Consider the following 22,641-nt stretch of genomic DNA (forward strand, 5'->3'; position numbering starts at 1 on the left):
CCGCTTGTCTTCTTAAACCAACTGTTTGTATGTGACACCGGTTCACCCGCAGCGAAAGGTGAATCGTCAATGATATGGATCAATGACAGTTTGTTACAAAAACGGACGGGCGCCTTACCGGACGCCTTACCGGACGCCGTACCGGACGCCGCATAGGGGCGCCCGTCCGCGCAGTCCGCGCGCGAGCGCGTCAGAATTCTTCCCAGTCCGATGCGGCGGCCGTGCTGGCGAGCGCGCGCTTGTGCGGCGCCGGCGCAGGCGCGGCCAGCTTGCGCGCCGCAGGCGCCGGCTTGCCCGCTGCGCGCGGTGCCAGCGCGACTGCCTTGCGCGGCTTGGCCGAGCGCGGCGCCGCCAGCGAGGCGGCCGCTCCATCGAGCTTGAACACACTGACCACCTGCGTCAGCGTACCGGCTTGCTCTTGCAGCAGGCCGGCCGCCGCCGCGGCTTCTTCGACCAGGGCCACGTTTTGCTGGGTGATCGAATCCATCTGCCCGACCGCTTCGTTGATCTGGTCGATGCCGGCCGTCTGCTCGGCGCTGGCGGTGGTGATTTCGCCCATGATGTCGGTGACCCGATGGATGCTGGTGACGATTTCCTGCATCGTCAGGCCGGCCTGGTCGACCAGCTTGGCGCCGCTGTCGACCTTGTCGACCGAGTCGCCGATCAGCTGCTTGATTTCCTTGGCGGCGCCGGCCGAACGCTGCGCCAGGTTGCGCACCTCCGATGCCACCACCGCGAAGCCGCGTCCCTGCTCGCCCGCGCGCGCCGCTTCCACCGCCGCATTGAGGGCAAGGATATTGGTCTGGAAGGCGATGCCGTCGATGACGGCGATGATGTCGACGATCTTTTTGGACGAGGCGTTGATCGAACCCATGGTCTCGACCACTTGCGCGACCACCAGCCCGCCCTTGCTGGCCACTTCCGAGGCCGGCATGGCCAGCACATTGGCCTGACGCGCATTGTCGGCGTTCTGGCGCACGGTGGAGGTCAGTTCTTCCATCGACGCCGCGGTCTGCTCCAGCGAACTGGCCTGGGAGCTGGTGCGGTCCGACAGGTCGGTGTTCCCCGCCGCGATTTCGCTCGATGCGCTCGAAATGGTGTCGGTGCTGTTGCGCACCTCCGAGACGATCTGCGCCAGGTTCGATTTCATCTTGTCCATCGCGCCCAGCAAGGCGCCGATTTCGTTGCGGCTGTGCGTGACAATCCGGCCGGTCAGGTCGCCGTCGGCGACGCGCATGGCGATCTGCATGGCTTCCTGCAGCGGCGCCGAAATGGCGCGCACCAGTGCCCAGCCGACCGCGATGCCCAGGACCACGCCGAGCAGCAGGATGCCGGCCATGCCGTAGGCGATGCGCGCCAGGCTGGCGTTGACCATCTCGTCGTCGGCCTTGACGCGCTTGGCGGCCAGCTCCTTGAGGTTGGCCAGGGTGGCGTCGCCGATCCGGTAGCCCGGGTTGATCTTCTTGATCAGGACCGTTTCGGCGTCGTCCCACTTTTCGGCCTTGATGAATGCGGCCGCCGCCCGCACGTTCTCGATTCCCAGTCCGTCGCTCTTGGCGTACCACTCTTCGGCAAGGCGCTTTTCTTCGGGCGTCTTGATGGCGGCGATATACTCTTCCCAGCGCTTGGCGGTGCGGCCGGCGATGGCATCGATCTGGTCGAAGTGGACCGCCAGCGGGTGGTCGTGCAGCTGCGCCCACGACAGCGCCGGATTATGCTGGAGCGCTTGCAGTATCTGGCTGCGATTGAGTTCCATTTCAAGACGCACGGCCGTCTGCACGTTGATGTTGCGCTGGTCTTCGACGGTAACGTCGCGTAGCAGGCCGACCGCATGGCGGCCGCTGTAAATACCCATGGCGCCGATGGTAACCATCAGCACGATGAGGAAGCCAAGGACACCGATGACGAGTGTCCTGATTTTTAGATTGGCGAACATGCTTTCTCCTTGTGACTGTGTATTGTGGCGTTGCTCGTGCCGCGCCGGATGGTGCTGAAAAATGCGTGAGTGCCTTTGCGCAGTTCGTCCACATGCTCGAATTCGAGATAGGTGACGTCGCACAGGTCCTGCAATTCGCGGATCAGGGTGGTCTTGATCGGCGCGTGCTTCCACACCAGGAACAGCACCGGTGTGCAGCGGCCCTTGAAGATGTGGTAACCGAGCTCGAAGGCGCTGCTCTCGCTCATGCCGACCCGGATGTTGACCACCGCATCGGCATGGTCGAGCAGGCCCAGACGGTGGTCGCGGAAGTTCTTCGGCGTGAACGGCAGGTGATAATCGCGCTCGAACGACTTCTTGAAGGTGTCCGCGCTTTCGGCGCGGGTGCCGGTCAGGTAGTCGAACGGGTGCGGCAGGCCGTTGGCGCTGTCGATCAGCGCCATGATGTCGCCGATCAGGCGCTGCTGCGCGGCGTCCGATTCGGTGAATGGCTGGCGGATGAACAGCTTGAGCGGCGTGGCGCCGGCCGCCGGTTCGCGCGACCCGGCACGCCGTTCGGGCAGGACGATGGACGCCGCCGCCAGGTCGGCGGCGCCGGGGACGGCGCGCGCGCGCGGCGCCGGTGGAACCTCGACCCGCTTGCCGTGCAGTTCCTGCAGCGATGCCAGGCCGTAGCTGTCGGCGTGGAGAGTGGCTTCGAACATGGATTCGGCGGCGGCGATGGTGGTGCAGACCACCGTGCCGGCGGCCAGCGCGGCGACCCGCAGCGGCCGCGAAGCCACCACGGCGCTGCGTTTCTCGTCGACCGTCAGGACCATCATGGCGATCCTGCGCGCGGCCAGGCGCTCCAGGATGGCGGCTTCGTCGACCTCCTCGACCTCCATGCCTGCGGCCCGGACCACGCTCGCCGTCACCAGGCTCGCGCACAGGGTGAAGCCGGCGCCAAGCAGATGCCGCGCCAGCGCCACGGTGCGCGCCTGGTCGCCGCGCTTGACGCGCAGGTACACCAGGCCGTCGCGCGGCACCTTGACCGAGGCGCCGAGCTGGGCCTTGAAGTACGCTTCGCCGAAGGTGGGGCCGACGCCCATCGCTTCACCGGTCGATTTCATTTCGGGGCTGAGGATGGTGTCCACGCCGGGGAATTTGGCGAACGGGAACACGGCTTCCTTGACGGAAAAGCACGGCGCCACCGCTTCATCGAACACGCCCTGGCTCGCAAGCGACTGCCCGGCCATGCAGCGCGCGGCGATTTTTGCCAGTTGCAGGCCGGTGGCCTTGGATACGAACGGCACGGTGCGCGAAGCGCGCGGATTGACTTCGAGGACGTACACGACATCGTGCACGCGCGCGTCAACGCGTTTTTGCTGGACCGCGAACTGCACGTTCATCAGGCCCACCACGTTCAGTTCCTTCGCCATCAGTGCGGTCTGGCGCTTGATCTCGCGCACCGTGGCCTCGCTCAGCGAATGCGGCGGCAGCGAGCAGGCCGAGTCGCCCGAGTGAATGCCGGCCTGCTCGATATGCTCCATCACGCCGCCGATGAGCGTGCGTTCGCCGTCGCAGATGCAGTCGACGTCGACCTCGATGGCGTCGTTCAGGAAGCGGTCCAGCAGCACCGGCGAATCGTGCGAGACCTTGACCGCTTCGCGCATGTAGCGTTCCAGGTCGGCCCGCTCGTGCACGATCTCCATCGCGCGCCCGCCCAGCACATACGAGGGCCGCACCACCAGCGGGTAGCCGATCTCGCCGGCCAGGCGCACCGCTTCAGGCTCGGTGCGCGCGGTGCGGTTCTGCGGCTGGCGCAGGTCGAGCTTTTGCAGGAATTGCTGGAAACGCTCGCGGTCTTCGGCGGCGTCGATCATGTCGGGCGAGGTACCGATGACCGGCACCCCGGCCGCTTCCAGCGCCAGCGCCAGCGCCAGCCGCAAAGGGGTCTGGCCGCCGTACTGCACGATCACGCCGGCCGGCTGTTCGAGGGCCACAATTTCCAGCACGTCTTCCAGGGTCACCGGTTCGAAATACAGGCGGTCGGAGGTGTCGAAGTCGGTCGATACGGTTTCGGGATTGCAGTTGACCATGATGGTTTCGTAGCCATCCTCGCGCAGGGCCATGGCCGCGTGCACGCAGCAGTAGTCGAATTCGATGCCCTGGCCGATGCGGTTCGGGCCACCGCCGAGCACCATCATCTTGCTGCGCGCGCTCGGCGCCGCTTCGCACTGTTCGTCGTAGGTCGAGTACAGATAGGCGGTACTGGTCGCAAATTCGGCCGCGCAGGTGTCGACCCGCTTGTACACGGGCCGCACCCCAAGCGCATGGCGCGCCTCGCGCACCGCCTGCTCGCTCTCGCCCAGCAGCGCGGCCAGGCGGCGGTCGCCGAAACCCTGCTGCTTGAGCCGGACCATGACCGGCTTGTCCAGCGCGGCCAGGGTTTGCTGTTCGATCCACAGCTCGATCTCGACCAGGTCGTGGATCTGCGCCAGGAACCACGGGTCGATCGCGCTGCAGGCGTGCACTTCGTCGAGCGTGTGACCCTGGGCGAACGCTTCGCCCACGTACCAGATGCGGTCCGGCCCCGGTTTGCGCAATTCCTCTTCGATGACGGCGCGCCCGGTCCGCATGCCGTCGCGGCGCACGCCGTCGACCCCGATGTCGAGACCGCGCAGGGCTTTCTGGAACGACTCCTGGAAGGTGCGCCCGATGGCCATGACTTCGCCGACGGACTTCATCTGGGTGGTCAGGTGTTCGTCGGCGCCCGGGAATTTTTCGAAGGCGAAGCGCGGGATCTTGGTCACCACGTAGTCGATCGACGGCTCGAACGAGGCCGGCATGGCGCCGCCGGTGATCTCGTTGCGCAGTTCGTCGAGCGTGAAACCAACCGCCAGCTTGGCCGCCACGCGCGCAATCGGGAACCCGGTCGCTTTGCTGGCCAGCGCCGACGAGCGCGAGACGCGCGGATTCATTTCGATGACGATCAGGCGCCCGTCCGCCGGATTGACCGCGAATTGCACGTTCGAGCCGCCGGTGTCCACGCCCACTTCGCGCAGTACCGCCACCGAGGCGTTGCGCATGATCTGGTATTCCTTGTCGGTCAGCGTCTGCGCTGGCGCCACGGTGATCGAGTCGCCCGTATGCACGCCCATCGGGTCCAGGTTTTCGATGGAGCAGACGATGATGCAGTTGTCAAGCTTGTCGCGCACGACTTCCATCTCGAACTCTTTCCAGCCGAGCAGCGATTCTTCGATCAGCAGCTCGCACGTTGGCGACAGTTCCAGCCCGCGCTGGCAAATGGTGTGGAACTGCGCGGCGTCGTAGGCGATGCCGCCGCCGCTGCCGCCCATGGTGAACGACGGCCGGATCACGACCGGAAAGCCGAGCACCGCCTGCGCTTCCCAGGCTTCGGCCATGCTGTGCGCCACGCCCGAACGGGCCGATGCCAGCCCGATGGCGGTCATGGCGGCCTTGAACTTGGCGCGGTCCTCGGCCTTGTCGATGGCGTCGGGCGTGGCGCCGATCAGCTCCACGCCGAATTGGGCCAGCACGCCATGGCGGTGCAGGTCGAGCGCGCAATTGAGCGCGGTCTGCCCGCCCATGGTCGGCAGGATGGCGTCGGGACGTTCTTTGGCGATGATGCGCGCCACCACTTCCCAGGCGATCGGCTCGATGTAGGTGGCGTCGGCCATCTCGGGGTCGGTCATGATGGTGGCCGGGTTGCTGTTGACGAGGATGACCCGGTAGCCCTCCTCGCGCAGCGCCTTGCAGGCCTGCGCCCCGGAATAATCGAACTCGCACGCCTGGCCGATCACGATCGGGCCGGCGCCGATGATCAGGATGCTGCGGATATCTGAGCGCTTAGGCATGTTTACTACTTTCCATCAGGGTGACAAAACGGTCGAACAACACGGCCAGGTCGTGCGGGCCGGGGGAAGCTTCGGGGTGGCCCTGGAAGCAGAAAGCCGGCTTGTCCACGCGCTCGAAACCCTGCAGGGTACCGTCGAACAGCGACACGTGGGTGACCCGGCAGTTGGCCGGCAAGGTGGCGGCATCGACCGCGAAGCCGTGGTTCTGGGAGGTGATAGAAACCTTTCCAGTATCGAGGTCCTGAACCGGGTGATTGGCGCCGCGGTGGCCGAATTTCATCTTGACCGTGCGCGCGCCCGAGGCCAGCGCCATGATCTGGTGCCCGAGGCAGATGCCGAACACCGGCGTGCCGCTGTCGATCAGAATGCGCGCCGCGTCGATGGCGTAGCCGCAGGCCTGCGGGTCGCCGGGGCCGTTCGACAGGAAGATGCCGTCGGGTTTCAGCGCCAGCGCATCCTGCGCGCTCGCCTGCGCGGGCAGTACCGTGACGCGGCAGCCGCGCCCGGCCAGCATGCGCAGGATATTGGTTTTCACGCCGTAGTCGTACGCGACCACGTGCAGATGCGGCGCAAGCTGCGCGGGGAAGCCGGCGCCGAGCCGCCACGGGCCTTCAAGCCATTCGTAGGGCACTTGTGTGGAGACCACGCGCGCCAGGTCCATGCCATCGAGGCCGGGAAATGCGCGCGCCAGCGCCAGCGCCTGCCCGGGTTCGGCAGCGACGACGATGGCGCCGTTCTGCGCACCTTTTTCGCGCAGCAGGCGGGTGAGCTTGCGGGTATCGATATCGGCAATGGCCACCACGTTCTGCTGCGCGAGGTAGTCGGACAGGCTCTGGGTCGAGCGGAAATTCGAGGCCAGCAAAGGCAGGTCGCGGATCACCAGGCCGGCGGCCTGCACCCGGGCCGATTCGCCGTCTTCGCTGTTGATGCCGGTGTTGCCGATGTGCGGATAGGTCAAGGTGACGATCTGGCGCGCGTAGCTCGGATCGGTCAGCACTTCCTGGTAGCCGGTCATGGCGGTGTTGAACACAACTTCGCCGCTGGCCTGGCCGGCGGCGCCGATGGCGCGGCCTTCGAACAGCGTGCCGTCCGCTAATGCCAGGGTGGCGCGCGGAGCTGCGCTGCTGCTGTTACTGAGTGGGTGCTTCATCGGATCTCCAAGACGTATGGCAAGCTCGGCTGGCTCTAGCGAGGATTTCTTTGCGTATCGTCAAGAAAACCTGCTAATCCCACGGACGTTGTTGCGGGTGTTGGAAGACGATACAGCAAACAACGAAGTTGCCACACAGAAATTGATATGTGACGTTTTAACCCAACACTTAGTTTTTACTTAGTCAATTTCCCCTTTGAAATTAAGGGCATACAGGCAACACAAGCGTGAGAGTGTGTGAGATTTTCTTACTTACGAATCGCCGATTTCACAATTCTGAAACACTGTAGCCGGTGTCCGCATCTTGCGAATCCGCCGTTTTGGACCATAATGGCGACCTTCCGATTTGTTTCGAAACACTAAGGCTTTATGAGCACACTGACCCTCATCGTCGCGATGGACGCCGCGCGCGGCATCGGCATCGACAACACCCTGCCCTGGCGCCTGCCGGAAGACCTGGCGCACTTCAAGCGCCTGACCACGGGCCATCCGATCATCATGGGCCGCAAGACGTTCGACTCGATCGGCCGCCCGCTGCCGAACCGCCGCAACATCGTCGTCACCACCGATGTGGACTGGCAGCGCGACGGCGTCGAACGCGCCCTGTCGCTGCCGCATGCGATCGCGCTGGCGGGCGATGCGCCGGCCTTCGTGATCGGCGGCGCGCAGATTTACGCGCAAACCCTGGCGCTGGCGCAGACCGTGATCGTCACCGAGATCGCGGCCACTTTCGACTGCGATGCGTTTTTCCCGCCGCTCGATCCGGCCGTCTGGTCCGAGAGCGCGCGCGAAGCGCATCATTCGGATGCCAGCGGTGTCGATTACGCCTTCGTGACGTATACCAAAGCGCCTTGAGCGCGCTGCGCGGCCCCTTGTAAGGCACGCGTTCACGGCGCCGCCACCATGGCGGCCATAGTGTGCGACACTACTGCCCGCTTGTAGTTAATCTAGCAAAAGTTTTTTCACCGGATTGCCGCCATTTCTGCGAAAATCCGCTTCTTCTTTTTTTGACCGGTGCCGTGAGCGGCGTCCCGCACAGGCGTGGACATCCTCACGGCGCTTCGCTTTGGAGCTGTCCATGAAATTTCGTTTCCCAATCGTCATTATCGACGAGGATTTTCGTTCCGAGAACACCTCCGGGCTCGGTATCCGCGCGCTCGCCGAGGCGATGGAAAAAGAGGGCATGGAGGTGCTTGGCGTGACCAGCTACGGCGACCTGTCGCAGTTCGCCCAGCAGCAGTCGCGCGCCTCGGCCTTCGTGCTCTCGATCGATGACGAGGAATTCGGCACCGGATCGATCGAAGACACCGATTCGGCCCTGATCGCGCTGCGCGCGTTTGTGAAGGAAATCCGCCACAAGAACTCGGACATCCCGATCTACATCTACGGCGAAACGCGCACCTCGCGCCACATCCCGAACGACATCCTGCGCGAACTGCACGGCTTCATCCACATGTTCGAGGACACGCCCGAATTCGTGGCGCGCCACATCATCCGCGAAGCCAAGTCCTACCTCGACGGCCTGGCGCCGCCGTTCTTCCGCGCGCTGGTCAACTACGCCAACGACGGTTCGTACTCCTGGCACTGCCCCGGCCACTCGGGCGGCGTGGCCTTCCTGAAGTCGCCAATCGGCCAGATGTTCCACCAGTTTTTCGGCGAGAACATGCTGCGCGCCGACGTCTGCAACGCCGTCGAAGAACTCGGCCAGCTGCTCGACCACACCGGCCCGGTCGCCAAGTCCGAGCGCAACGCCGCGCGCATCTTCAACGCCGACCACTGCTACTTCGTCACCAACGGCACTTCGACCTCGAACAAGATGGTGTGGCACTCGACCGTCGCCCCGGGCGACATCGTCGTGGTCGACCGCAACTGCCACAAGTCGATCCTGCACTCGATCATCATGTGCGGCGCGATTCCCGTGTTCCTGATGCCGACCCGGAACCACCTCGGCATCATCGGCCCGATTCCGCTCGAAGAATTCACCCCCGAATCGATCGCCCGCAAGATCGAAGCCAATCCGTTTGCGCGCCAGGCCGTCAACAAGAAGCCGCGCATCCTGACCATCACCCAGTCGACCTACGACGGCGTGGTGTACAACGTCGAAACGCTGCGCGAAATGTTGGACGGTAAGATCGACACCCTGCACTTCGACGAAGCGTGGCTGCCGCATGCGACCTTCCACGACTTCTACAAGAACATGCACGCGATCGGCAAGGACCGTCCGCGCGCCAAGGAATCGATGATCTTCTCGACCCAGTCGACCCACAAGCTGCTCGCGGGCCTGTCGCAGGCCTCGCAAGTGCTGGTGCGCGAGTCGGAGACGGTCAAGCTGGACCAGGATGCCTTCAACGAGGCCTACCTGATGCACACCTCGACCTCGCCGCAGTACTCGATCATCGCCTCGTGCGACGTGGCCGCGGCCATGATGGAAGCGCCGGGCGGCACCGCGCTGGTGGAAGAATCGATCTTCGAAGCGCTCGACTTCCGCCGCGCCATGAAAAAGGTCGACGCCGAATTCGGCAACGACTGGTGGTTCCAGGTCTGGGGCCCGGACACCTTCTCGGAAGAAGGCATCGGCACCCAGGACGACTGGATGATCCGCGCCGAGGACGACTGGCACGGGTTCGGCAACCTCGCCCCCGGCTTCAACATGCTCGATCCGATCAAGGCCACCGTGGTCACGCCCGGCCTGTCGCTCGACGGCGTGTTCGGCGAGTCCGGCATTCCGGCCTCGATCGTCACCAAGTACCTGGCCGAACACGGCGTGATCATCGAGAAGTGCGGGCTGTACTCGTTCTTCATCATGTTCACCATCGGGATCACCAAGGGCCGCTGGAACACGCTGGTCACGGCGCTGCAGCAGTTCAAGGACGACTACGACAAGAACCAGCCGATGTGGCGCATCCTGCCGGAGTTCGCGCAAGCCAATCCGCGCTACGAAGCGATGGGCCTGCGCGACCTGTGCCAGCAGATCCACGACTTCTACAAGACGTACGACGTGGCGCGCCTGACCACCGAGATGTATCTGTCCGACATGATCCCGGCCATGAAGCCGTCCGACGCCTTCGCCAAGATGGCGCACCGCGAAATCGACCGGGTCGCGATCGAAGAGCTGGAAGGGCGTATCACGGCGATCCTGCTGACGCCTTACCCGCCGGGCATTCCGCTCCTGATCCCGGGCGAGCGCTTCAACAAGACCATCGTCGACTACCTGCGCTTCGCACGCGACTTCAACGAGCGCTTCCCCGGCTTCGAGACCGACGTGCACGGCCTGGTCAAGCGCGAAGTCGACGGCAAGCGCGGCTACTTCGTGGACTGCGTGCGCCAGTAAGCATGACCGTCGGAAGGCGCCCGCGCCTCCTGCGCATAACAAAAAAGGAACCCTCGGGTTCCTTTTTTTCATGCATGCGGCTTGTTACGCCATGCTCAGGCTTTCGGCAAGGTCACGCCGACCTGGCCCTGGTATTTGCCGCCACGGTCCTTGTACGACACTTCGCACACTTCGTCCGATTCGAAGAACAGCACCTGCGCCACGCCTTCGTTGGCGTAGATCTTGGCCGGCAGCGGCGTGGTATTGGAAAACTCCAGCGTCACGAACCCTTCCCATTCCGGCTCGAACGGGGTAACGTTGACGATGATGCCGCAGCGCGCGTAGGTCGACTTGCCCAGGCAGATGGTGAGCACGTTGCGCGGGATGCGGAAGTACTCCACGGTGCGCGCCAGCGCGAAGGAATTGGGCGGAATGATGCAGAAGCCCTTGCCCGAGACGTCGACGAAATTGTTCTCGTCGAAGTTCTTCGGATCGACGATGGTGGTGTTGATATTGGTGAACAGCTTGAACTCGTCGGCGCAGCGGATATCGTAGCCGTAGCTCGAGGTACCGTACGAAACGATGCGCTGGCCGTCGTGCTCCTTGATCTGGCCCGGTTCAAAAGGCTCGATCATGCCCGTTTCGGCCGCCATCTTGCGGATCCATTTATCGGATTTAATGCTCATACGTGTGGTTCCAAAATTAGAAAATAGGTCAAATGGCGCTCGCTTCGCCGGGTACGCAGCGGCCGCTTCCGGGACCTTGTTCACGGAAGCGGCGGTCCAAACCGGCGCGGCGAAGCTGGAATTTCCCGCGATTTTACGCGAAAAGCCCTTGCCGGCGGAGATCGCCGCCCTGTTTTTGCACTTGCGTCCGGCGTTGCGTCAAAACCAGCCATGCGTGCGATACCACGCGACGGTATCGGCCACGGTTTGTTCAAGCGGCCTGAACTTCAGTGCGAGTTCGCGCTCGCTCTTGGCGTGGTTGAAGTGGCTGCGTCCCGCTTCCTTGACCATCAGGCGCACTGTGGCCAGGCCGAGCAGAACAGGCTTGCCGGTGATGCGCGCGTAGAGTTCCTGCACCGCCGCCAAGGCGTACAGGAGGGGTAAAGGCAGTTCGCGCGCCGGCGTCTTGACGCCGGCGATCTTGCCCAGCATCGGCACCAGTTGCTGCATTGTCATGTGGCGGCCCGCCGCCAGGTACCGTTCGCCGCGTTGCCCGTGCAGCGCCGCCGCGATATGCGCCTGCGCCACGTCGCGCGCGTCGACCACGGAAAAACTGCCTGGCACCAGCCCCGGCAATTTGCCGAGCACCACATCGTTGACAAATTGTCCCGACGAGGTCGGACCGATGTCCGCCGGTCCCCACATCCACCCGGGCAGAACCAGGCTGGCGTGCATGTCAGGGTGGTTTTCCAGAAAGTGCAGCACGGCTTGATCGGCCAATATCTTGCTGCGGTAATAGTCGTCCGCATCGTCCAGCTCGCGCAAGCAGGATTCGTCGATGGGCGCGCCCGGTTCGCCATTGAGCACGGCAATCGATGAGGTTTGGACAAAACGCCGGGCGCCGCCGCCGTAAGCGTGTTCGATGAGCGAGCGGGTCCCGTCGACATTGATGCGCTTGAGTTCCTGCCAGTGGCTGCCGCCCTTGTAGTTGTCCCGGAAGAAGGCCGCCGTGTGAAACACGACATCGCATCCTTGCAGCTTGTCGGCGAAGGCGGACACGTCCGCCATGTCGCCCAGCACCAGTTCGATGCCTTCCAGCCCCCCGAATTGTTGCCGGCCCTTGTCCAGAGAGCGAACCAGCGCCTTGACGGAAACGCCGCGCCCGATCAGCTCGCGCACCAGGTTGTTGCCGAGCAGGCCAGTCGCGCCGGTGACGAAGGCGGACCTCAGTTGGGTGTTTGTTTTCATATCAGATGAGTTTCAAAGTTCAAGTGATATTTAGTTTGCGTGAGGCATCCAGGCATGTCAAGCAATATTTCATCCCGTATCCAGAGTTCATATGATATCTTTATGGGTATGAGTCCAACCACACCACGAAAGCGCTTGTCGCGAGAGGAAAGCCAGGCCCAGACGCGCGCGCGCCTGATCGACACCGCGCGGCAGCTGTTTGTCACGAACGGCTATGGAGGCACGTCGATCCGCGATATCGCCGATGAGGCGGGGTATTCGCAGGGAGCCTTCTACTCGAACTTTGCCAGCAAGGAGGAGGTTCTTTTGGAGTTGCTGCGGGGGCATATGGAGGCCGAAGCCGCGCACCTGTCCAACGTCATCGACAGTGACGGACGCGCGCCGGAGCAGATTTTGAGCGAGCTGGAGTCCTGGGCTGCCACGCTCAACAACGATGCCGACTGGTGCATGCTGTCGATCGAACTGCAGCTGCACGCCAATCGCAGCCCGACGTTCGCGGCCGAGTACCAGACGGTGTGGGATGCGCACCGGGCCGGGCTTGGCCGCGTGGTCGGCAGGCTGTTCGCCATGCTCGGACGCACGCCGCCAGCCGAACCGGAGGAGCTCGCGGGGGCCTTCATGGCGCTGACGCATGGCCTGGCGCTGCAAAGAGTGGGGGGACGGCCCGATCCGTCGGGACGCTTGATCCTGGTGTTTCTGCGTGGACTGATCGCCAGCGCAGGCTTGCCGGATGCGGCGCCTGGGGCCGACGCGGAGCAGGCCGGACAGATTCCACCCTATCCGGGCGGCTGATATGGTCCTCCCGGCGCGGCCTTGGCCGCGCCGGGAAATCGTCAAACCTGGCGCTGCGCGAGCAATCTGGCGATCATCTCGCGCGTCAGGCGGCCCGCCAGCTCGGGCGACTCCATCGGGAACAGATGGCCGCCGCCGGGGATTTCGGCAAAATTGTCGCCCACCAGCTTGCGCGTGGCGTCCAGCCCGGCCTGGCGCAGCTCCACCGATTCGGTACCGGCGATGAAGCCGATCGGCACCGGGTAGCCTTTGTCCATCAAGCTGCCCAGGTGGTGCGGCAGGCCGCGGTAAATTTCGGTCTCCACCTCGCGCGAGAAGCGCAGCTGCACGCCGTCCGGGTGCGGTTGCAGGCCATGTTCGAGGTAGTCGTGCAGCACGCCCGGCGCCCAGCTTGCGAACACCGGCTTGGAGATGAAATGGTCGTAGGCCGCCTGCACGCTCGGCCACACATGGCGGCGCCGGCGCGACAGGCGGGCCGGCGAAAAGTAGTCGCTCCAGCTCTGCTTCTTCTTCGCCACCCGCAGCAGCATGGCGCGCCAGCCCGCCACCACCGGCGAATCGAGCATCACCACGCAGCGCACCAGGTCCGGGCGCTCGCGCGCCGCCATCATGCTCAGCATCCCGCCCAGCGAATGGCCGACCAGGATGGCCGGCTCGCCATAGCTCTCGAGCGTGGCGATCAGGTGCTCGACCAGCTTGGGCCAGCCGTCGCTGACCGGATAGGCCGGATCGTGGCCGTACATGTCGACCGCGCGGATATCGAAGTCCATGCGCAGCTGGTCGAGTAACTTGGCGTAGCTGCCGGCCGGGAAGCTGTTACCGTGTGAAAAATGCAGGATCGGTGTCGTCATTTTTCGATTGTAAGACGATTCCGCGGCCGGCCGTACAGCTTTAGAGGGAAACCCCTACTATCAGCGTGGCCACGTAGCCCAGGCTCGCGCTGCCGCTCACGCTGGCGATTTGCAGCGCGGTGCCGTCGCTGAACACATTGTCGGTCGCGTAGGTGATGTTGGCCAGATTGCGCACGCTGGCGCTGTAGCCGGTGGCGCCATACGCCTCGGCCAGCATCGCCGCCGGAAAGCCGAACTGCGAGGTCTTGATGCGGATGGCCGCGCTGGTGCTTTTGGCCAGGCTCGGATAGACCTCGAAGTGCACGTGCGGCATGCGCCCCGCGTAGCAGCCCGGGAAGATGGTGGTGAAGGTGACCATGCCGCTGGCGTCGGCCTCCTGCACGCCGCGCAGGTAGTTCTCAAGCGTGACGCCGCTGGTGTACATAGAGTAGCGCCCTTCACGGTCGCAGTGCCACAGGTAGACCGTGGTGCCGGCCAGCGGGGCGCAGCCCGATTTCACGTTCACCATCTGCAGCTTGATCGTCAGCGGCACGCCGGCGGCGACCCCGGTGGCGCCGGCGATGCTGGCGCGGATGTCGGGCCGCACGATGCCGGCCAGGATCAGCGCATTGGCCACCCCGCCGACGCTGCTGTTGGTGCCGTCGGCCGGATACGGGCCGCCGGTTTCGTCGGGAATGACGGCGCAGGACGCGGTGCCGCCGGTGGTGGGCGTGGCCGGGGTGGTGCCGGCGCTGCTGTCGCCGGTGTCGCCGCCGCCGCAGGCCGCGAGCGGTAGGGCCGCGGCCGACGCGAACATCCAGCGCAGCGACTGGCGCCGGGTCAGCGTCATATCGAGCATGGTTTGAATGTCCTGGGCCAGGCTGTGGTCGTGGTGTTCCATGGTGTGCTCCTTTGATTCCGAATCAGGCGGTGCGGTTAGTCTGCCTGGCGGCCGGGCCGGCGCTGCTCGCGGCGCGGACGATTCTCAAGCGACTGCTTGCGCTGCTCCGGCGTGAGTACGGCCCGTACCTGGGCGCCGGTGCGGGCGTCCAGCAGGGTCAGTGCGGCCAGCGCAGTGCCGGCCGCCTGCGCCAGCGACGCCGCCTTCGCATCGTCGAACTGCTCGGCGCTGCCCAGGGCGCGCAATGCTTCTTGCGAATCGTGCAAGGTGCGCGTGTACGCGCGCCGCTTCGGTTCCTGTGCATGCATGATGGCGAAGACCTTGTCTTCCTGTGCGTCGGTCAGGTCGGCCCCATGAAGCACACCCGGAGCGCGCTGGTGCGGCCCATGGGCACCCGTCATCGGACCCGGAGGCGGCATGCCGCCCTGCCCCGGTGCCGCAATGGCGCCAAGGCAGGCGCTGCTTAACAAGAGGGCAAGTGCGCGGTACTGTATATTGTTCATGGCGGTTCCTGTCGGTGCGTTACGAAGGACTCCATTGTGCGAGGCCGCTATGTAAAACGGTGTTGGGGACTTGTAAAAGCGGGTAAAGCCAATGCCCCTGCGGTGACCATGGGTCCCCGCTTTGCTATGATGGCTGCATGAACCAAGTGCTCTTAATCGATGACGACGTTGAACTCGTCGGAATGTTCCGCGAATACCTGGAGCAGGAAGGATTTCGCGTCAGCTGCGCGCATGACGGCGAGGCCGGCGCGCGCGAGGCGCTGTCCGGAAGCAGCGCCATCGCGGTGCTCGACGTGATGATGCCGCACATGAATGGCCTCGAGACCCTGCGCCGCATCCGCGCCCGCAGCCACATGCCGGTGCTCATGCTGACAGGGCGCGGCGACGACACCGACCGCATTCTCGGCCTGGAACTGGGCGCGGACGATTACGTGACCAAGCCGTGCACCCCGCGCGAACTGACAGCGCGCATCCGCGCCATCCTGCGCCGCACCAACGCCCCGCGCGGCGATGGCGACGGCGTCACCATCAATGTCGGCAAGCTGTCGATGCAGCCGGCCCAGCGCCGCGCCAGCTGGGACGGCGCCGCGCTGGAACTGACCAGCACCGAATTCAACCTGCTTGAAGTCTTGGCGCGCAATGCGGGGCGCCCGGTCAGCAAGAACGATCTGTCCGAACAAGGCCTGGGACGGCCGATGGCGCGTTTCGACCGCAATATCGACGTCCACCTGAGCAGCCTGCGGCACAAGCTTGGCACCCTGGCCGATGGCCGCTCCTGCCTGCAAACCGTGTACCGCCTCGGTTACCAGCTCATTCGCGACTAGGCGCTGGCATGGGCCGCCTGTTCTGGAAGTTCTTTTTATCGATCCTGCTGGCGCAGCTGGCGGCGACGATCGGCGTGGGCACCGTGTTCTGGCTGCGCGACCAGGCGCGCACGCAGGCGGTGGGCGACTCGCCGCGCGCGACCGGCATCGATAGCGGGCCGTCGGCCGAATTCATGATCGACACGGCGGCGGCCACGCTCAAACACGGCGGCAGCGCCGCGCTGCGCGAGCTGGTGGGCGGCACCACGCGCCACAACATTTTCGTCATCGATGCGAACGGCCGCGAAATGCTGGGACGGACTGTCACGCCCGCGCTGCGCGCCCAGGCCGAACGCATGCTGGCGCATCCGGCGCGCCTGAATGTGGTGCGCATCTTGACGGCGCCGGACGGCGAGCGCTTCCTGGTGTTCGTGCGCTGGCTGGACCAGCGCGGACCGGATGGTGCGGGTCCGGGGCTGCGCCAGATGGCGCCGGGCGGCTTCGGCCCGGGGATGCGCGCGGGAGGGCCGGGCGAACCGCGCCGGCCGCCGCCGAACCGCCAGCTGCTGCCGTATATCACCATGACCGGCGCGACCCTGGCCAGCCTGCTGTTCGCGGCGCTGCTGGCGTGGTATTTTTCGCGCCCGATCCGGGCCTTGCGCGGTGCGTTCGAAGCGGCTGCCGGCGGCGACCTGTCGCCGCGCTTTGCCGAACTCAAAGGGGTGCGCGGCGATGAACTCAATGACCTGGGCCGCGATTTCGACCGCATGAGCGGCCAGTTGCGCACCCTGATGGATGGCCAGCGCCGCCTGCTGCACGACGTCTCGCACGAACTGCGCTCGCCGCTGGCCCGATTGCAGGCGGCCATCGGCCTGGCGCACCAGCAGCCCGACAAGGTCGGCGCGTCGTTGGAGCGCATCGAGCGCGAGAGCGTGCGCATGGACAAGCTGGTCGGCGAGCTGCTGACCTTGTCGCGCCTGGAAGTGCCGAACGCGCTGCCGCGCTACGAGGATATCTCCTTCATGGACCTGGTCGACGACATCGTGGCCGACGCCCGCTTCGAGGCCGAGCAGTGCGGGCGCCGCATCGCCCTGTCGGGGCAGGCGATTGTGACGGTGAACGGTGCCCCCGACCTGCTGTGGCGCGCCATCGAGAACGTGATCCGCAACGCCATCAAGCATAGTAGCGAGGGCGGTATGATCGAGATCGGCGTCAGCGCCGACGCCGACCGGGTGCAATTGTCGGTGTGCGACCGCGGGCCGGGGGTGGCGCAGGCCGACCTGGCGTCGATCTTCCAGCCGTTTTTTCGCTCGCATGCGGCCAGCAACAACGTCGACGGGCATGGCCTGGGGCTGGCGATTGCGCAGCGTGTCGTCGAGGCCCATCAAGGCACGATCCGGGCCAGCAATCGCGCAGGCGGCGGGCTGCGGGTCGATATCTTGCTGCCGCTACGAGCTTAGCTCAGGCAGTTGGAGAAGGCGTTGGCCAGTAGTCCGCTGCAAGTGCCACGAGCAGGCATGCCGCCACGACGAGATCGGCACTGACCACCCGGCCGATCGAAAAATTATAGTCCCCTGCCCACCACGCAAGCATCAGGAACGATGTTACGCTAACCAGTCCCGCAAAATAGGCAAGCGGGCGATAGGCGGGAATGAGCGCGGCAGCGATGAGCAGCAATCCGACCAGCCCGAACATGACGGCGCGATGCTGCATCAGGATGAGCAGGTTCCGGTCGTGCAGGCGCACGCCGTAAAGCTGCGCGAGCGACGATTCGCCCAGCACGCCCGTTACAGGGATGAGGTGAATGAGTGCGGCGACGATCAACATGGCAGGGATAAGCCGTTGCATTGTATTTTCCTCGATTGGTGGGGTTTTCGACGTGAACGATTCTAACGACGGCCCGCTCGCGGCGCTTTCAAAAACGAGCTGCGGGCAGCCGGCGCGTTCGTTGCTGGTGAGTTGGAACGCGCGCGCACTTTACCTCGGGCCGGCAATGCATCTGGCTGCACACCGGAACGCGGTAGGGGTACTGGCAATCGGGCTCGATGGGCAGCTGGGCGTAGCGCTCGATCCGGCAGACCCCGGGCGCGGCTTCTCCGACTGCAGGACCGCGCTCATCGCACCGAATCAGTTGCACTTGCTGGCAATGGCAGGAGGACAGTACGCCTTCTTGTATGTCGACGCGCTCAGCGACGACCTGAAAACGCTGCAAGGACGGTGCCGTCGCCGGGTCGGGACGGTCGGCTTCGACCTCGACAACGAAGATGCGCTGATCGCCCTGTTGGCCGGGATGGATCGCAGCGCCGAAGGCTGGCGCGCCACAAGCGAGCGGCTCGCTGCCGTGCTGTCCCTGGCGCCCTCATGTACGGACGCGCGCATCCGCAAGGTCGCCGACGCTTTACTGGCATCGCCATCCGATGCGACCAACGCGGCGGAGCATGCGCGCAGGGTGGGCCTGTCTTCCTCGCGGTTTCAGCATCTTTTCAAGGCGCAGACAGGTGTTTCGTTACGTCGCTATCGGTTGTGGGCTCGACTGCAAGCGACAATGTCTGGCGTGATGGACGGTATGACGCTCACGCATGCGGCACATGCAGCGGGCTTTTCCAGCTCCGCTCACCTTAGCGCCGCCTTCAAGGCCATGTTCGGGCTTCCCCTGACAGCGCTGCTAAGCGGCGGCATGCAATTCGTGCGCACCAATCTGCCCGATGCTGAAAAGGGAAGCGAAAAATCAGCCAGTTCCTAGGCCGTTCAATTGACGCACATCGCCCGCCGCATCGGGCTTCTCGTCCAGGCCGGAATCATGCTGCGTTGGCTGGCGAAAGATGTAGATCCCGAAAATCCTCTGCGAGGACGCCCGTTCCAGCGGTTCGAATTCGGCGCCGAAAGCCAGGCCCGTGATCGCGCTGTCTTTCGGGTAATGCATATCTTCGTCCTGGTCGAAGACCACGTCGCAAAACTCGGTCACGCCGGCCAGTTCATCACCGATGCGAACTTTTCCGAACAGGGTGCCCGCATAGCCGTTGAAGAGCGCAATCGTTGCCAGCGTGCCCTGGTCGTCAAAATGCAGTTCGACCGCGCCGCGCCGATAATAGAACGATGGCCCCTGTCGCTCACCATACGATGCCGCCGACGGCACCTGGAGCCAGCCGTCGCATTGCGCAACCGCGTCGCGCAAGGAGCCGCAGGCGCTGTCCCAACGCAGCACGCGCGCAAAAATGGAGCGCGCCTGCGTCAGGTGCACGCCCAGTTGAAAGCCCGCAGCGCCCTCGCCAGGCACGATGTCGGCATGCAGATCGACCGTATTCATTGATTCCCTTTCATGGCGCGCAACCGCTCACGCTCTCGATATATATACAGTGTTGTAACATTCATCTCCCAAGTTGCCGGTTCTCGTGTGTTGTGTTGATCGATCACAGCAAAAGCACCCGTCGGTGTTTGGCACACGCTGGCTCCTGATTAATCAGATCGTACATGAAACCAATAATCTTCCTCGACGTCGATGACGTACTGGCAATCAGCCGGGAATTCACAAGCTACCAGGTGCTGACCATCTTCAAATCCGGTGATCTGGACAGCTGGCCGGAACTGTGGGACGGCCTCCTGTGCGCGCAGGCGCGCCGCAACCTGGCAGCGCTGCACGGCGAGTTCGATGCGCAGTACGTAGTCAGTTCATCATGGTCCCACTATCTGACGCGCGATCAAATGCGGGAAGTGTTCAATCGCTGCCAACTCCGGTTTGTCGCGGACAATCTGCACGAGGCGTGGACCACGCCGAAGCGCAGCGAATGGTCGCGTCACGACGAGATCCACGGCTGGACCATTGACCATTTGCAGTTCGGGCGCCGCGTGCTCGTCCTTGATGACGACCAGAGCGGAGCAAGTTTACGCGGATCGTCCCTGTTCGGCAGGGGCATGGTTGTGCTGTGCAAGCCGTGGGTGGGATTTGACGGTGGCAAGCTGTCCGAGGCACAGCGCCTGCTGCGTGCGCAGCCAACTTAGCGCCCGTACCAGTAGCGCGCGTGTTCTCGCCGATATTGTTCAGGGACGAAGCCACGGGCTGAGTCGAGCATGATCGCCCCCGATTCATCCGTGCGCAGGCGTTCGATTCCGAGCTTTTCATAGCGCTCCACCACTTCCCTCTTGGGATGGCGATAACGGTTGCGATAGCCCACCTGAAACAGCACCAGGCGTGGCTGCACCGCCGCCAGGAAGGCCGGCGTCGACGACGTACCACTGCCGTGATGCGGCGCCAGCAAAACGGCGGCGCGCAGCAGCGGCGCCGACCCGGCCACCAGTTGCGCCTCCTGCGCCGCTTCAATGTCGCCCGCCAGCAGGATCGCATTCTCGCCGGCGGTCACGCGCAGCACGCAGCCGCGCGCATTCGGCCTCAAGCGGGGGTCGTCGTAACTTGCCATGGCCGGATGCAGCATCTCGAAGCGCACGCCATCCCAGGTCCACTGCTGCCCACCGGCGCAGCGGATGTGGCGCGGCGCGGCCTTGACGATCGCATGGTCGTGCCACAGCGACGACGCCACCCAGCCCACGCCAATCGCATCGAGCAGGGTGAGCGCGCCGCCGGCGTGGTCGATGTCGCTGTGGCTGACGACGACGCCATCCAGAACGCCGATGCCGCGCGCCCTGAGGTACGGCAAGATCACCCGGTTGGCCCCGTTCGACTCGGGCGTGTACGCGGGACCGGTATCGTACAGCAGCCGGTGTCCGCTGGTTTCGATCAGCAGCGCCATGCCCTGCCCGACATCGAACGCGGTCACCCTCACCTCGCCCGGTGGCGGATGGGTGGGCTGGGCGGTCAGCAGCGGGAGCCACGCGGCCAACCCGGTCCAGCGATGCGGCCAGCCGCGCGGAGCGAGCATCCATAAAGTGCCGATGGCGGCAAACGCGAACAGCCACGGCTCCGGGCTCGGCGCGCTCCACACCGCAAAGCGCGATCCCGCGCACCAGCTCAGCACCCAGGCCAGCGCCTGCACGGCGTAATGGGCCACGTTGAGCAGCAAGGTCGATAGTGGCGCCGGCAGCATGCTGCCCGCCAGCGCGAGCGGCGTGACGATGAAGCTGACAACCGGGATCGCCAGCGCGTTGGCCAGGGGGCTGACCAGCGACACCTGCGAAAACAGCAGCATCGTCAGCGGCACCAGCGCCAGCGTGACCACATACTGCGTGTGCGCGCCGACGAGCAGCATGGCGCGCCAGCGCGGTTGGGCAGCGGCGGTGCGGCCGGTCGTGGCGTACAAGATGGCCGCCACCGCCCCGAACGAGAGCCAGAAACCGGGCGAGGTAATCGCCCACGGGTCGATCAGGACCACCACGCCAAGCGCCATGCACAGCACTTGCGACACCTGCGTGAGGCGGCCGAACCAGAGCGCGGCGGCCACCACCGCCAGCATGTACAGGGTGCGCTGTGCCGGTACGCCGAAGCCGGCCAGCAGCACGTACACCAGCGCCACCACGGCGCCGGTCAGAGCGGCGACCTTCTGGGCCGGCATGCGCAGCGGCAGCTGGGCGCCGGTGAAGAACGAGCGGCGCCACAGGAACGACGCGAGCGAGGCAAACAGCCCGGCGACCATCGTAATATGCAGCCCTGAGATCGAAATCAGATGCCCCACGCCGGTTCGGTTGAAGACATCCCAGTCGGCCTGGCCGATCGAGCGCTGGTCGCCGACCACCAGCGCCACGATCACGCCCGCGTATTCCTTGTCCGCCAGCGCGCGCAGTATGCGTTCGCGCAGCGTGGCGCGGCAATGTTCGACCAGGTTGGAAAAGCCGGCCACGAAGCTGTCCAGGCGCCTGTTCTTGTCGCCCGCCGGCCGCACGTAGCCGGTGGCGCGTACGCCCTGCTCCAGCAGCCACGCTTCGTAATCGAAGCCGTGCGGATTGGCGTTGCCATGCGGGCGTTGCAGGCGCACGACCAGCTGCCAGCGCTCGCCGGGCCGCACGTCGGCCACCGGCTGCACCGCGTCACGGTAGCCGGCATACCACGACAGCGACACGCGCGGCGGCACCCTGGCCGCGTCGCCCAACACCCGTTCGACCTTGAGATTGAAACGTACGCCCTGCTCGAAGCGGTGCGGCAGGCTGTCGATGGTGCCGACGACCGTGATATCGCGGCCCTCGTCGGCCCTGGCCAGTTCCGGCCCCAACGCCAGCTGCGCGAGCAGCGCGGCCCAGCAAAACCCTGTCAACGCGCCAGCCATGGCGATTCCGAGAACGCCGCGCAGGAAGCACAGCAGGAACGCGACAGCGGCCAAAGCCGCGATGGTCGATGGCGATGGCAACTCCGCCTGGACTTGCAGCACGGCGGCACCACAGGCAAATCCAAGGATGGCAACGCGCATGGCTCACTGGTGGCTTGGACAAAACCCCCAGCATGTCTCAGGACACCGTGCCCGGTCTTGGGGCGCATCAGTCTTTGGGGACTTTGGTGAGAAAGCCCGCGAAAGCAGGCACCAGGTTTTCCGCCATGGCAAAACCGTCTCCGCACATATTCTCTATATTAAGTATCAACGTAGACAATGGTATTTCAAAAATGATATTGAGAACTGGAAGCGCCCGGAACAGGCATACGTAGCCGATGTTATGACCCGCAGCCTGTTATACTGCATCAACGACGATTATGCTGGAGAATGAC

Annotated in this window: 20 protein-coding genes; 8 read left to right on the forward strand and 12 right to left on the reverse strand. The window is 64.7% G+C overall.

All coding sequences use genetic code 11. The features are described from left to right. Positions 1-190 precede the first annotated feature (190 nt). The 3 genes from F2P45_RS25595 to carA are packed head-to-tail and all read right to left on the reverse strand — an operon-like array spanning position 191 to position 6,943. Positions 191-1,936: a methyl-accepting chemotaxis protein gene (locus F2P45_RS25595; RefSeq protein ID WP_166881037.1), complete on the reverse strand. Its 1,746-nt coding sequence runs from the start codon at positions 1,934-1,936 to the stop codon at positions 191-193. Continuing rightward, positions 1,921-5,793 carry a carbamoyl-phosphate synthase large subunit gene (gene carB, locus F2P45_RS25600; RefSeq protein WP_166881038.1) on the reverse strand — a complete coding sequence of 1,291 codons (3,873 nt, stop codon included), beginning with the start codon at positions 5,791-5,793 and terminating at the stop codon, positions 1,921-1,923. Before carB ends, F2P45_RS25595 begins: the two co-directional genes overlap by 16 nt. Then, positions 5,786-6,943 (reverse strand): glutamine-hydrolyzing carbamoyl-phosphate synthase small subunit, encoded by a 1,158-nt coding sequence (carA, locus tag F2P45_RS25605; RefSeq protein WP_166881039.1) that lies wholly within the window; start codon positions 6,941-6,943, stop codon positions 5,786-5,788. Before carA ends, carB begins: the two co-directional genes overlap by 8 nt. A 369-nt stretch (positions 6,944-7,312) precedes the next feature. Here carA and F2P45_RS25610 point away from each other — a divergent pair, with 369 nt between their 5' ends. After that, on the forward strand, positions 7,313-7,798 hold the full coding sequence (locus F2P45_RS25610; protein WP_166881040.1) for a dihydrofolate reductase: 486 nt from the start codon (positions 7,313-7,315) through the stop codon (positions 7,796-7,798). Positions 7,799-7,885: 87 nt separating this feature from the next. Here F2P45_RS25610 and F2P45_RS25615 read toward each other — a convergent pair whose 3' ends face one another. Beyond that, entirely contained in the window at positions 7,886-8,023 is a 138-nt protein-coding gene (locus F2P45_RS25615; RefSeq protein WP_166881041.1) for a hypothetical protein, read from the reverse strand. Here F2P45_RS25615 and F2P45_RS25620 point away from each other — a divergent pair. Then, positions 8,022-10,274, forward strand: coding sequence for an arginine/lysine/ornithine decarboxylase (locus F2P45_RS25620; RefSeq protein ID WP_166881042.1), 2,253 nt, complete (start codon positions 8,022-8,024; stop codon positions 10,272-10,274). The two genes, F2P45_RS25615 and F2P45_RS25620, sit on opposite strands and share 2 nt — an antisense overlap. A gap of 95 nt (positions 10,275-10,369) precedes the next feature. Here the strand turns inward: F2P45_RS25620 and dcd are convergent, their stop codons facing one another. Together dcd and F2P45_RS25630 are read right to left on the reverse strand one after the other, a co-directional pair. Beyond that, positions 10,370-10,939 (reverse strand): dCTP deaminase, encoded by a 570-nt coding sequence (gene dcd / locus F2P45_RS25625; RefSeq protein ID WP_166881043.1) that lies wholly within the window; start codon positions 10,937-10,939, stop codon positions 10,370-10,372. A gap of 198 nt (positions 10,940-11,137) precedes the next feature. Next, positions 11,138-12,166, reverse strand: a complete 1,029-nt coding sequence (locus F2P45_RS25630) for an SDR family oxidoreductase (protein ID WP_166881044.1) — start codon at positions 12,164-12,166, stop codon at positions 11,138-11,140. A 135-nt stretch (positions 12,167-12,301) separates the two neighbouring features. Here F2P45_RS25630 and F2P45_RS25635 point away from each other — a divergent pair, with 135 nt between their 5' ends. Next, positions 12,302-12,958 (forward strand): TetR/AcrR family transcriptional regulator, encoded by a 657-nt coding sequence (locus F2P45_RS25635; RefSeq protein ID WP_229505299.1) that lies wholly within the window; start codon positions 12,302-12,304, stop codon positions 12,956-12,958. 41 nt (positions 12,959-12,999) lie between these two features. Here the strand turns inward: F2P45_RS25635 and F2P45_RS25640 are convergent, their stop codons facing one another. Genes F2P45_RS25640 through F2P45_RS25650 form a run of 3 tightly spaced genes read right to left on the reverse strand, consistent with a single transcriptional unit; the run spans position 13,000 to position 15,192 of the window. After that, positions 13,000-13,809 (reverse strand): alpha/beta fold hydrolase, encoded by an 810-nt coding sequence (locus F2P45_RS25640; RefSeq protein ID WP_166881045.1) that lies wholly within the window; start codon positions 13,807-13,809, stop codon positions 13,000-13,002. A gap of 40 nt (positions 13,810-13,849) precedes the next feature. Beyond that, entirely contained in the window at positions 13,850-14,689 is an 840-nt protein-coding gene (locus F2P45_RS25645; protein WP_166881046.1) for a dioxygenase family protein, read from the reverse strand. A 35-nt stretch (positions 14,690-14,724) separates the two neighbouring features. Then, positions 14,725-15,192: a Spy/CpxP family protein refolding chaperone gene (locus F2P45_RS25650; protein ID WP_166881047.1), complete on the reverse strand. Its 468-nt coding sequence runs from the start codon at positions 15,190-15,192 to the stop codon at positions 14,725-14,727. A 137-nt stretch (positions 15,193-15,329) separates the two neighbouring features. Between F2P45_RS25650 and F2P45_RS25655 the strand changes: the two genes are divergently transcribed. Then, the gene (locus F2P45_RS25655) at positions 15,330-16,016 is read left to right on the forward strand and encodes a response regulator transcription factor (protein WP_166881048.1); all 687 of its coding nucleotides are present in this window, start codon (positions 15,330-15,332) and stop codon (positions 16,014-16,016) included. Positions 16,017-16,024: 8 nt separating this feature from the next. Further along, entirely contained in the window at positions 16,025-17,455 is a 1,431-nt protein-coding gene (locus tag F2P45_RS25660) for an ATP-binding protein (protein WP_166881049.1), read from the forward strand. Between the two features lies 1 nt (position 17,456). Here the strand turns inward: F2P45_RS25660 and F2P45_RS25665 are convergent, their stop codons facing one another. Further along, a complete protein-coding gene (locus F2P45_RS25665; protein ID WP_223164833.1) occupies positions 17,457-17,822 on the reverse strand; it encodes a phosphopantetheine adenylyltransferase in 366 nt (121 codons plus the stop codon). Between F2P45_RS25665 and F2P45_RS25670 the strand changes: the two genes are divergently transcribed. Beyond that, a complete protein-coding gene (locus tag F2P45_RS25670) occupies positions 17,800-18,738 on the forward strand; it encodes a helix-turn-helix domain-containing protein (RefSeq protein ID WP_223164834.1) in 939 nt (312 codons plus the stop codon). The two genes, F2P45_RS25665 and F2P45_RS25670, sit on opposite strands and share 23 nt — an antisense overlap. On the opposite strand, the gene F2P45_RS25675 is transcribed toward F2P45_RS25670, so the two are convergent. Further along, a complete protein-coding gene (locus F2P45_RS25675) occupies positions 18,724-19,302 on the reverse strand; it encodes a hypothetical protein (RefSeq protein ID WP_166881052.1) in 579 nt (192 codons plus the stop codon). The two genes, F2P45_RS25670 and F2P45_RS25675, sit on opposite strands and share 15 nt — an antisense overlap. A 164-nt stretch (positions 19,303-19,466) precedes the next feature. Between F2P45_RS25675 and F2P45_RS25680 the strand changes: the two genes are divergently transcribed. Beyond that, positions 19,467-19,994 carry an HAD domain-containing protein gene (locus F2P45_RS25680; RefSeq protein ID WP_166881053.1) on the forward strand — a complete coding sequence of 176 codons (528 nt, stop codon included), beginning with the start codon at positions 19,467-19,469 and terminating at the stop codon, positions 19,992-19,994. Here F2P45_RS25680 and F2P45_RS25685 read toward each other — a convergent pair. Next, positions 19,991-22,348 (reverse strand): DNA internalization-related competence protein ComEC/Rec2, encoded by a 2,358-nt coding sequence (locus F2P45_RS25685; RefSeq protein WP_166881054.1) that lies wholly within the window; start codon positions 22,346-22,348, stop codon positions 19,991-19,993. The genes F2P45_RS25680 and F2P45_RS25685 overlap by 4 nt on opposite strands. On the opposite strand from F2P45_RS25685, the gene F2P45_RS25690 reads away from it, so the two are divergent. Beyond that, on the forward strand, positions 22,347-22,640 hold the full coding sequence (locus tag F2P45_RS25690) for a hypothetical protein (RefSeq protein ID WP_166881055.1): 294 nt from the start codon (positions 22,347-22,349) through the stop codon (positions 22,638-22,640). The two genes, F2P45_RS25685 and F2P45_RS25690, sit on opposite strands and share 2 nt — an antisense overlap. Position 22,641 lies beyond the last annotated feature (1 nt).

The organism is Massilia mucilaginosa (assembly GCF_011682145.1).
GTDB lineage: Bacteria > Pseudomonadota > Gammaproteobacteria > Burkholderiales > Burkholderiaceae_D > Telluria_A > Telluria_A mucilaginosa.

Bases quoted from the DNA above. Each gene is read 5' to 3' on its own strand.
- F2P45_RS25595 (WP_166881037.1), bottom strand. From the start codon at position 1,936: ATGTTCGCCAATCTAAAAATCAGGACACTCGTCATCGGTGTCCTTGGC.
- carB (WP_166881038.1), bottom strand. From the start codon at position 5,793: ATGCCTAAGCGCTCAGATATCCGCAGCATCCTGATCATCGGCGCCGGC.
- carA (WP_166881039.1), bottom strand. From the start codon at position 6,943: ATGAAGCACCCACTCAGTAACAGCAGCAGCGCAGCTCCGCGCGCCACC.
- F2P45_RS25610 (WP_166881040.1), top strand. From the start codon at position 7,313: ATGAGCACACTGACCCTCATCGTCGCGATGGACGCCGCGCGCGGCATC.
- F2P45_RS25620 (WP_166881042.1), top strand. From the start codon at position 8,022: ATGAAATTTCGTTTCCCAATCGTCATTATCGACGAGGATTTTCGTTCC.
- F2P45_RS25615 (WP_166881041.1), bottom strand. From the start codon at position 8,023: ATGGACAGCTCCAAAGCGAAGCGCCGTGAGGATGTCCACGCCTGTGCG.
- dcd (WP_166881043.1), bottom strand. From the start codon at position 10,939: ATGAGCATTAAATCCGATAAATGGATCCGCAAGATGGCGGCCGAAACG.
- F2P45_RS25630 (WP_166881044.1), bottom strand. From the start codon at position 12,166: ATGAAAACAAACACCCAACTGAGGTCCGCCTTCGTCACCGGCGCGACT.
- F2P45_RS25640 (WP_166881045.1), bottom strand. From the start codon at position 13,809: ATGACGACACCGATCCTGCATTTTTCACACGGTAACAGCTTCCCGGCC.
- F2P45_RS25645 (WP_166881046.1), bottom strand. From the start codon at position 14,689: ATGGAACACCACGACCACAGCCTGGCCCAGGACATTCAAACCATGCTC.
- F2P45_RS25650 (WP_166881047.1), bottom strand. From the start codon at position 15,192: ATGAACAATATACAGTACCGCGCACTTGCCCTCTTGTTAAGCAGCGCC.
- F2P45_RS25655 (WP_166881048.1), top strand. From the start codon at position 15,330: ATGAACCAAGTGCTCTTAATCGATGACGACGTTGAACTCGTCGGAATG.
- F2P45_RS25660 (WP_166881049.1), top strand. From the start codon at position 16,025: ATGGGCCGCCTGTTCTGGAAGTTCTTTTTATCGATCCTGCTGGCGCAG.
- F2P45_RS25670 (WP_223164834.1), top strand. From the start codon at position 17,800: ATGAGTGCGGCGACGATCAACATGGCAGGGATAAGCCGTTGCATTGTA.
- F2P45_RS25665 (WP_223164833.1), bottom strand. From the start codon at position 17,822: ATGTTGATCGTCGCCGCACTCATTCACCTCATCCCTGTAACGGGCGTG.
- F2P45_RS25675 (WP_166881052.1), bottom strand. From the start codon at position 19,302: ATGAATACGGTCGATCTGCATGCCGACATCGTGCCTGGCGAGGGCGCT.
- F2P45_RS25680 (WP_166881053.1), top strand. From the start codon at position 19,467: ATGAAACCAATAATCTTCCTCGACGTCGATGACGTACTGGCAATCAGC.
- F2P45_RS25690 (WP_166881055.1), top strand. From the start codon at position 22,347: ATGGCTCACTGGTGGCTTGGACAAAACCCCCAGCATGTCTCAGGACAC.
- F2P45_RS25685 (WP_166881054.1), bottom strand. From the start codon at position 22,348: ATGCGCGTTGCCATCCTTGGATTTGCCTGTGGTGCCGCCGTGCTGCAA.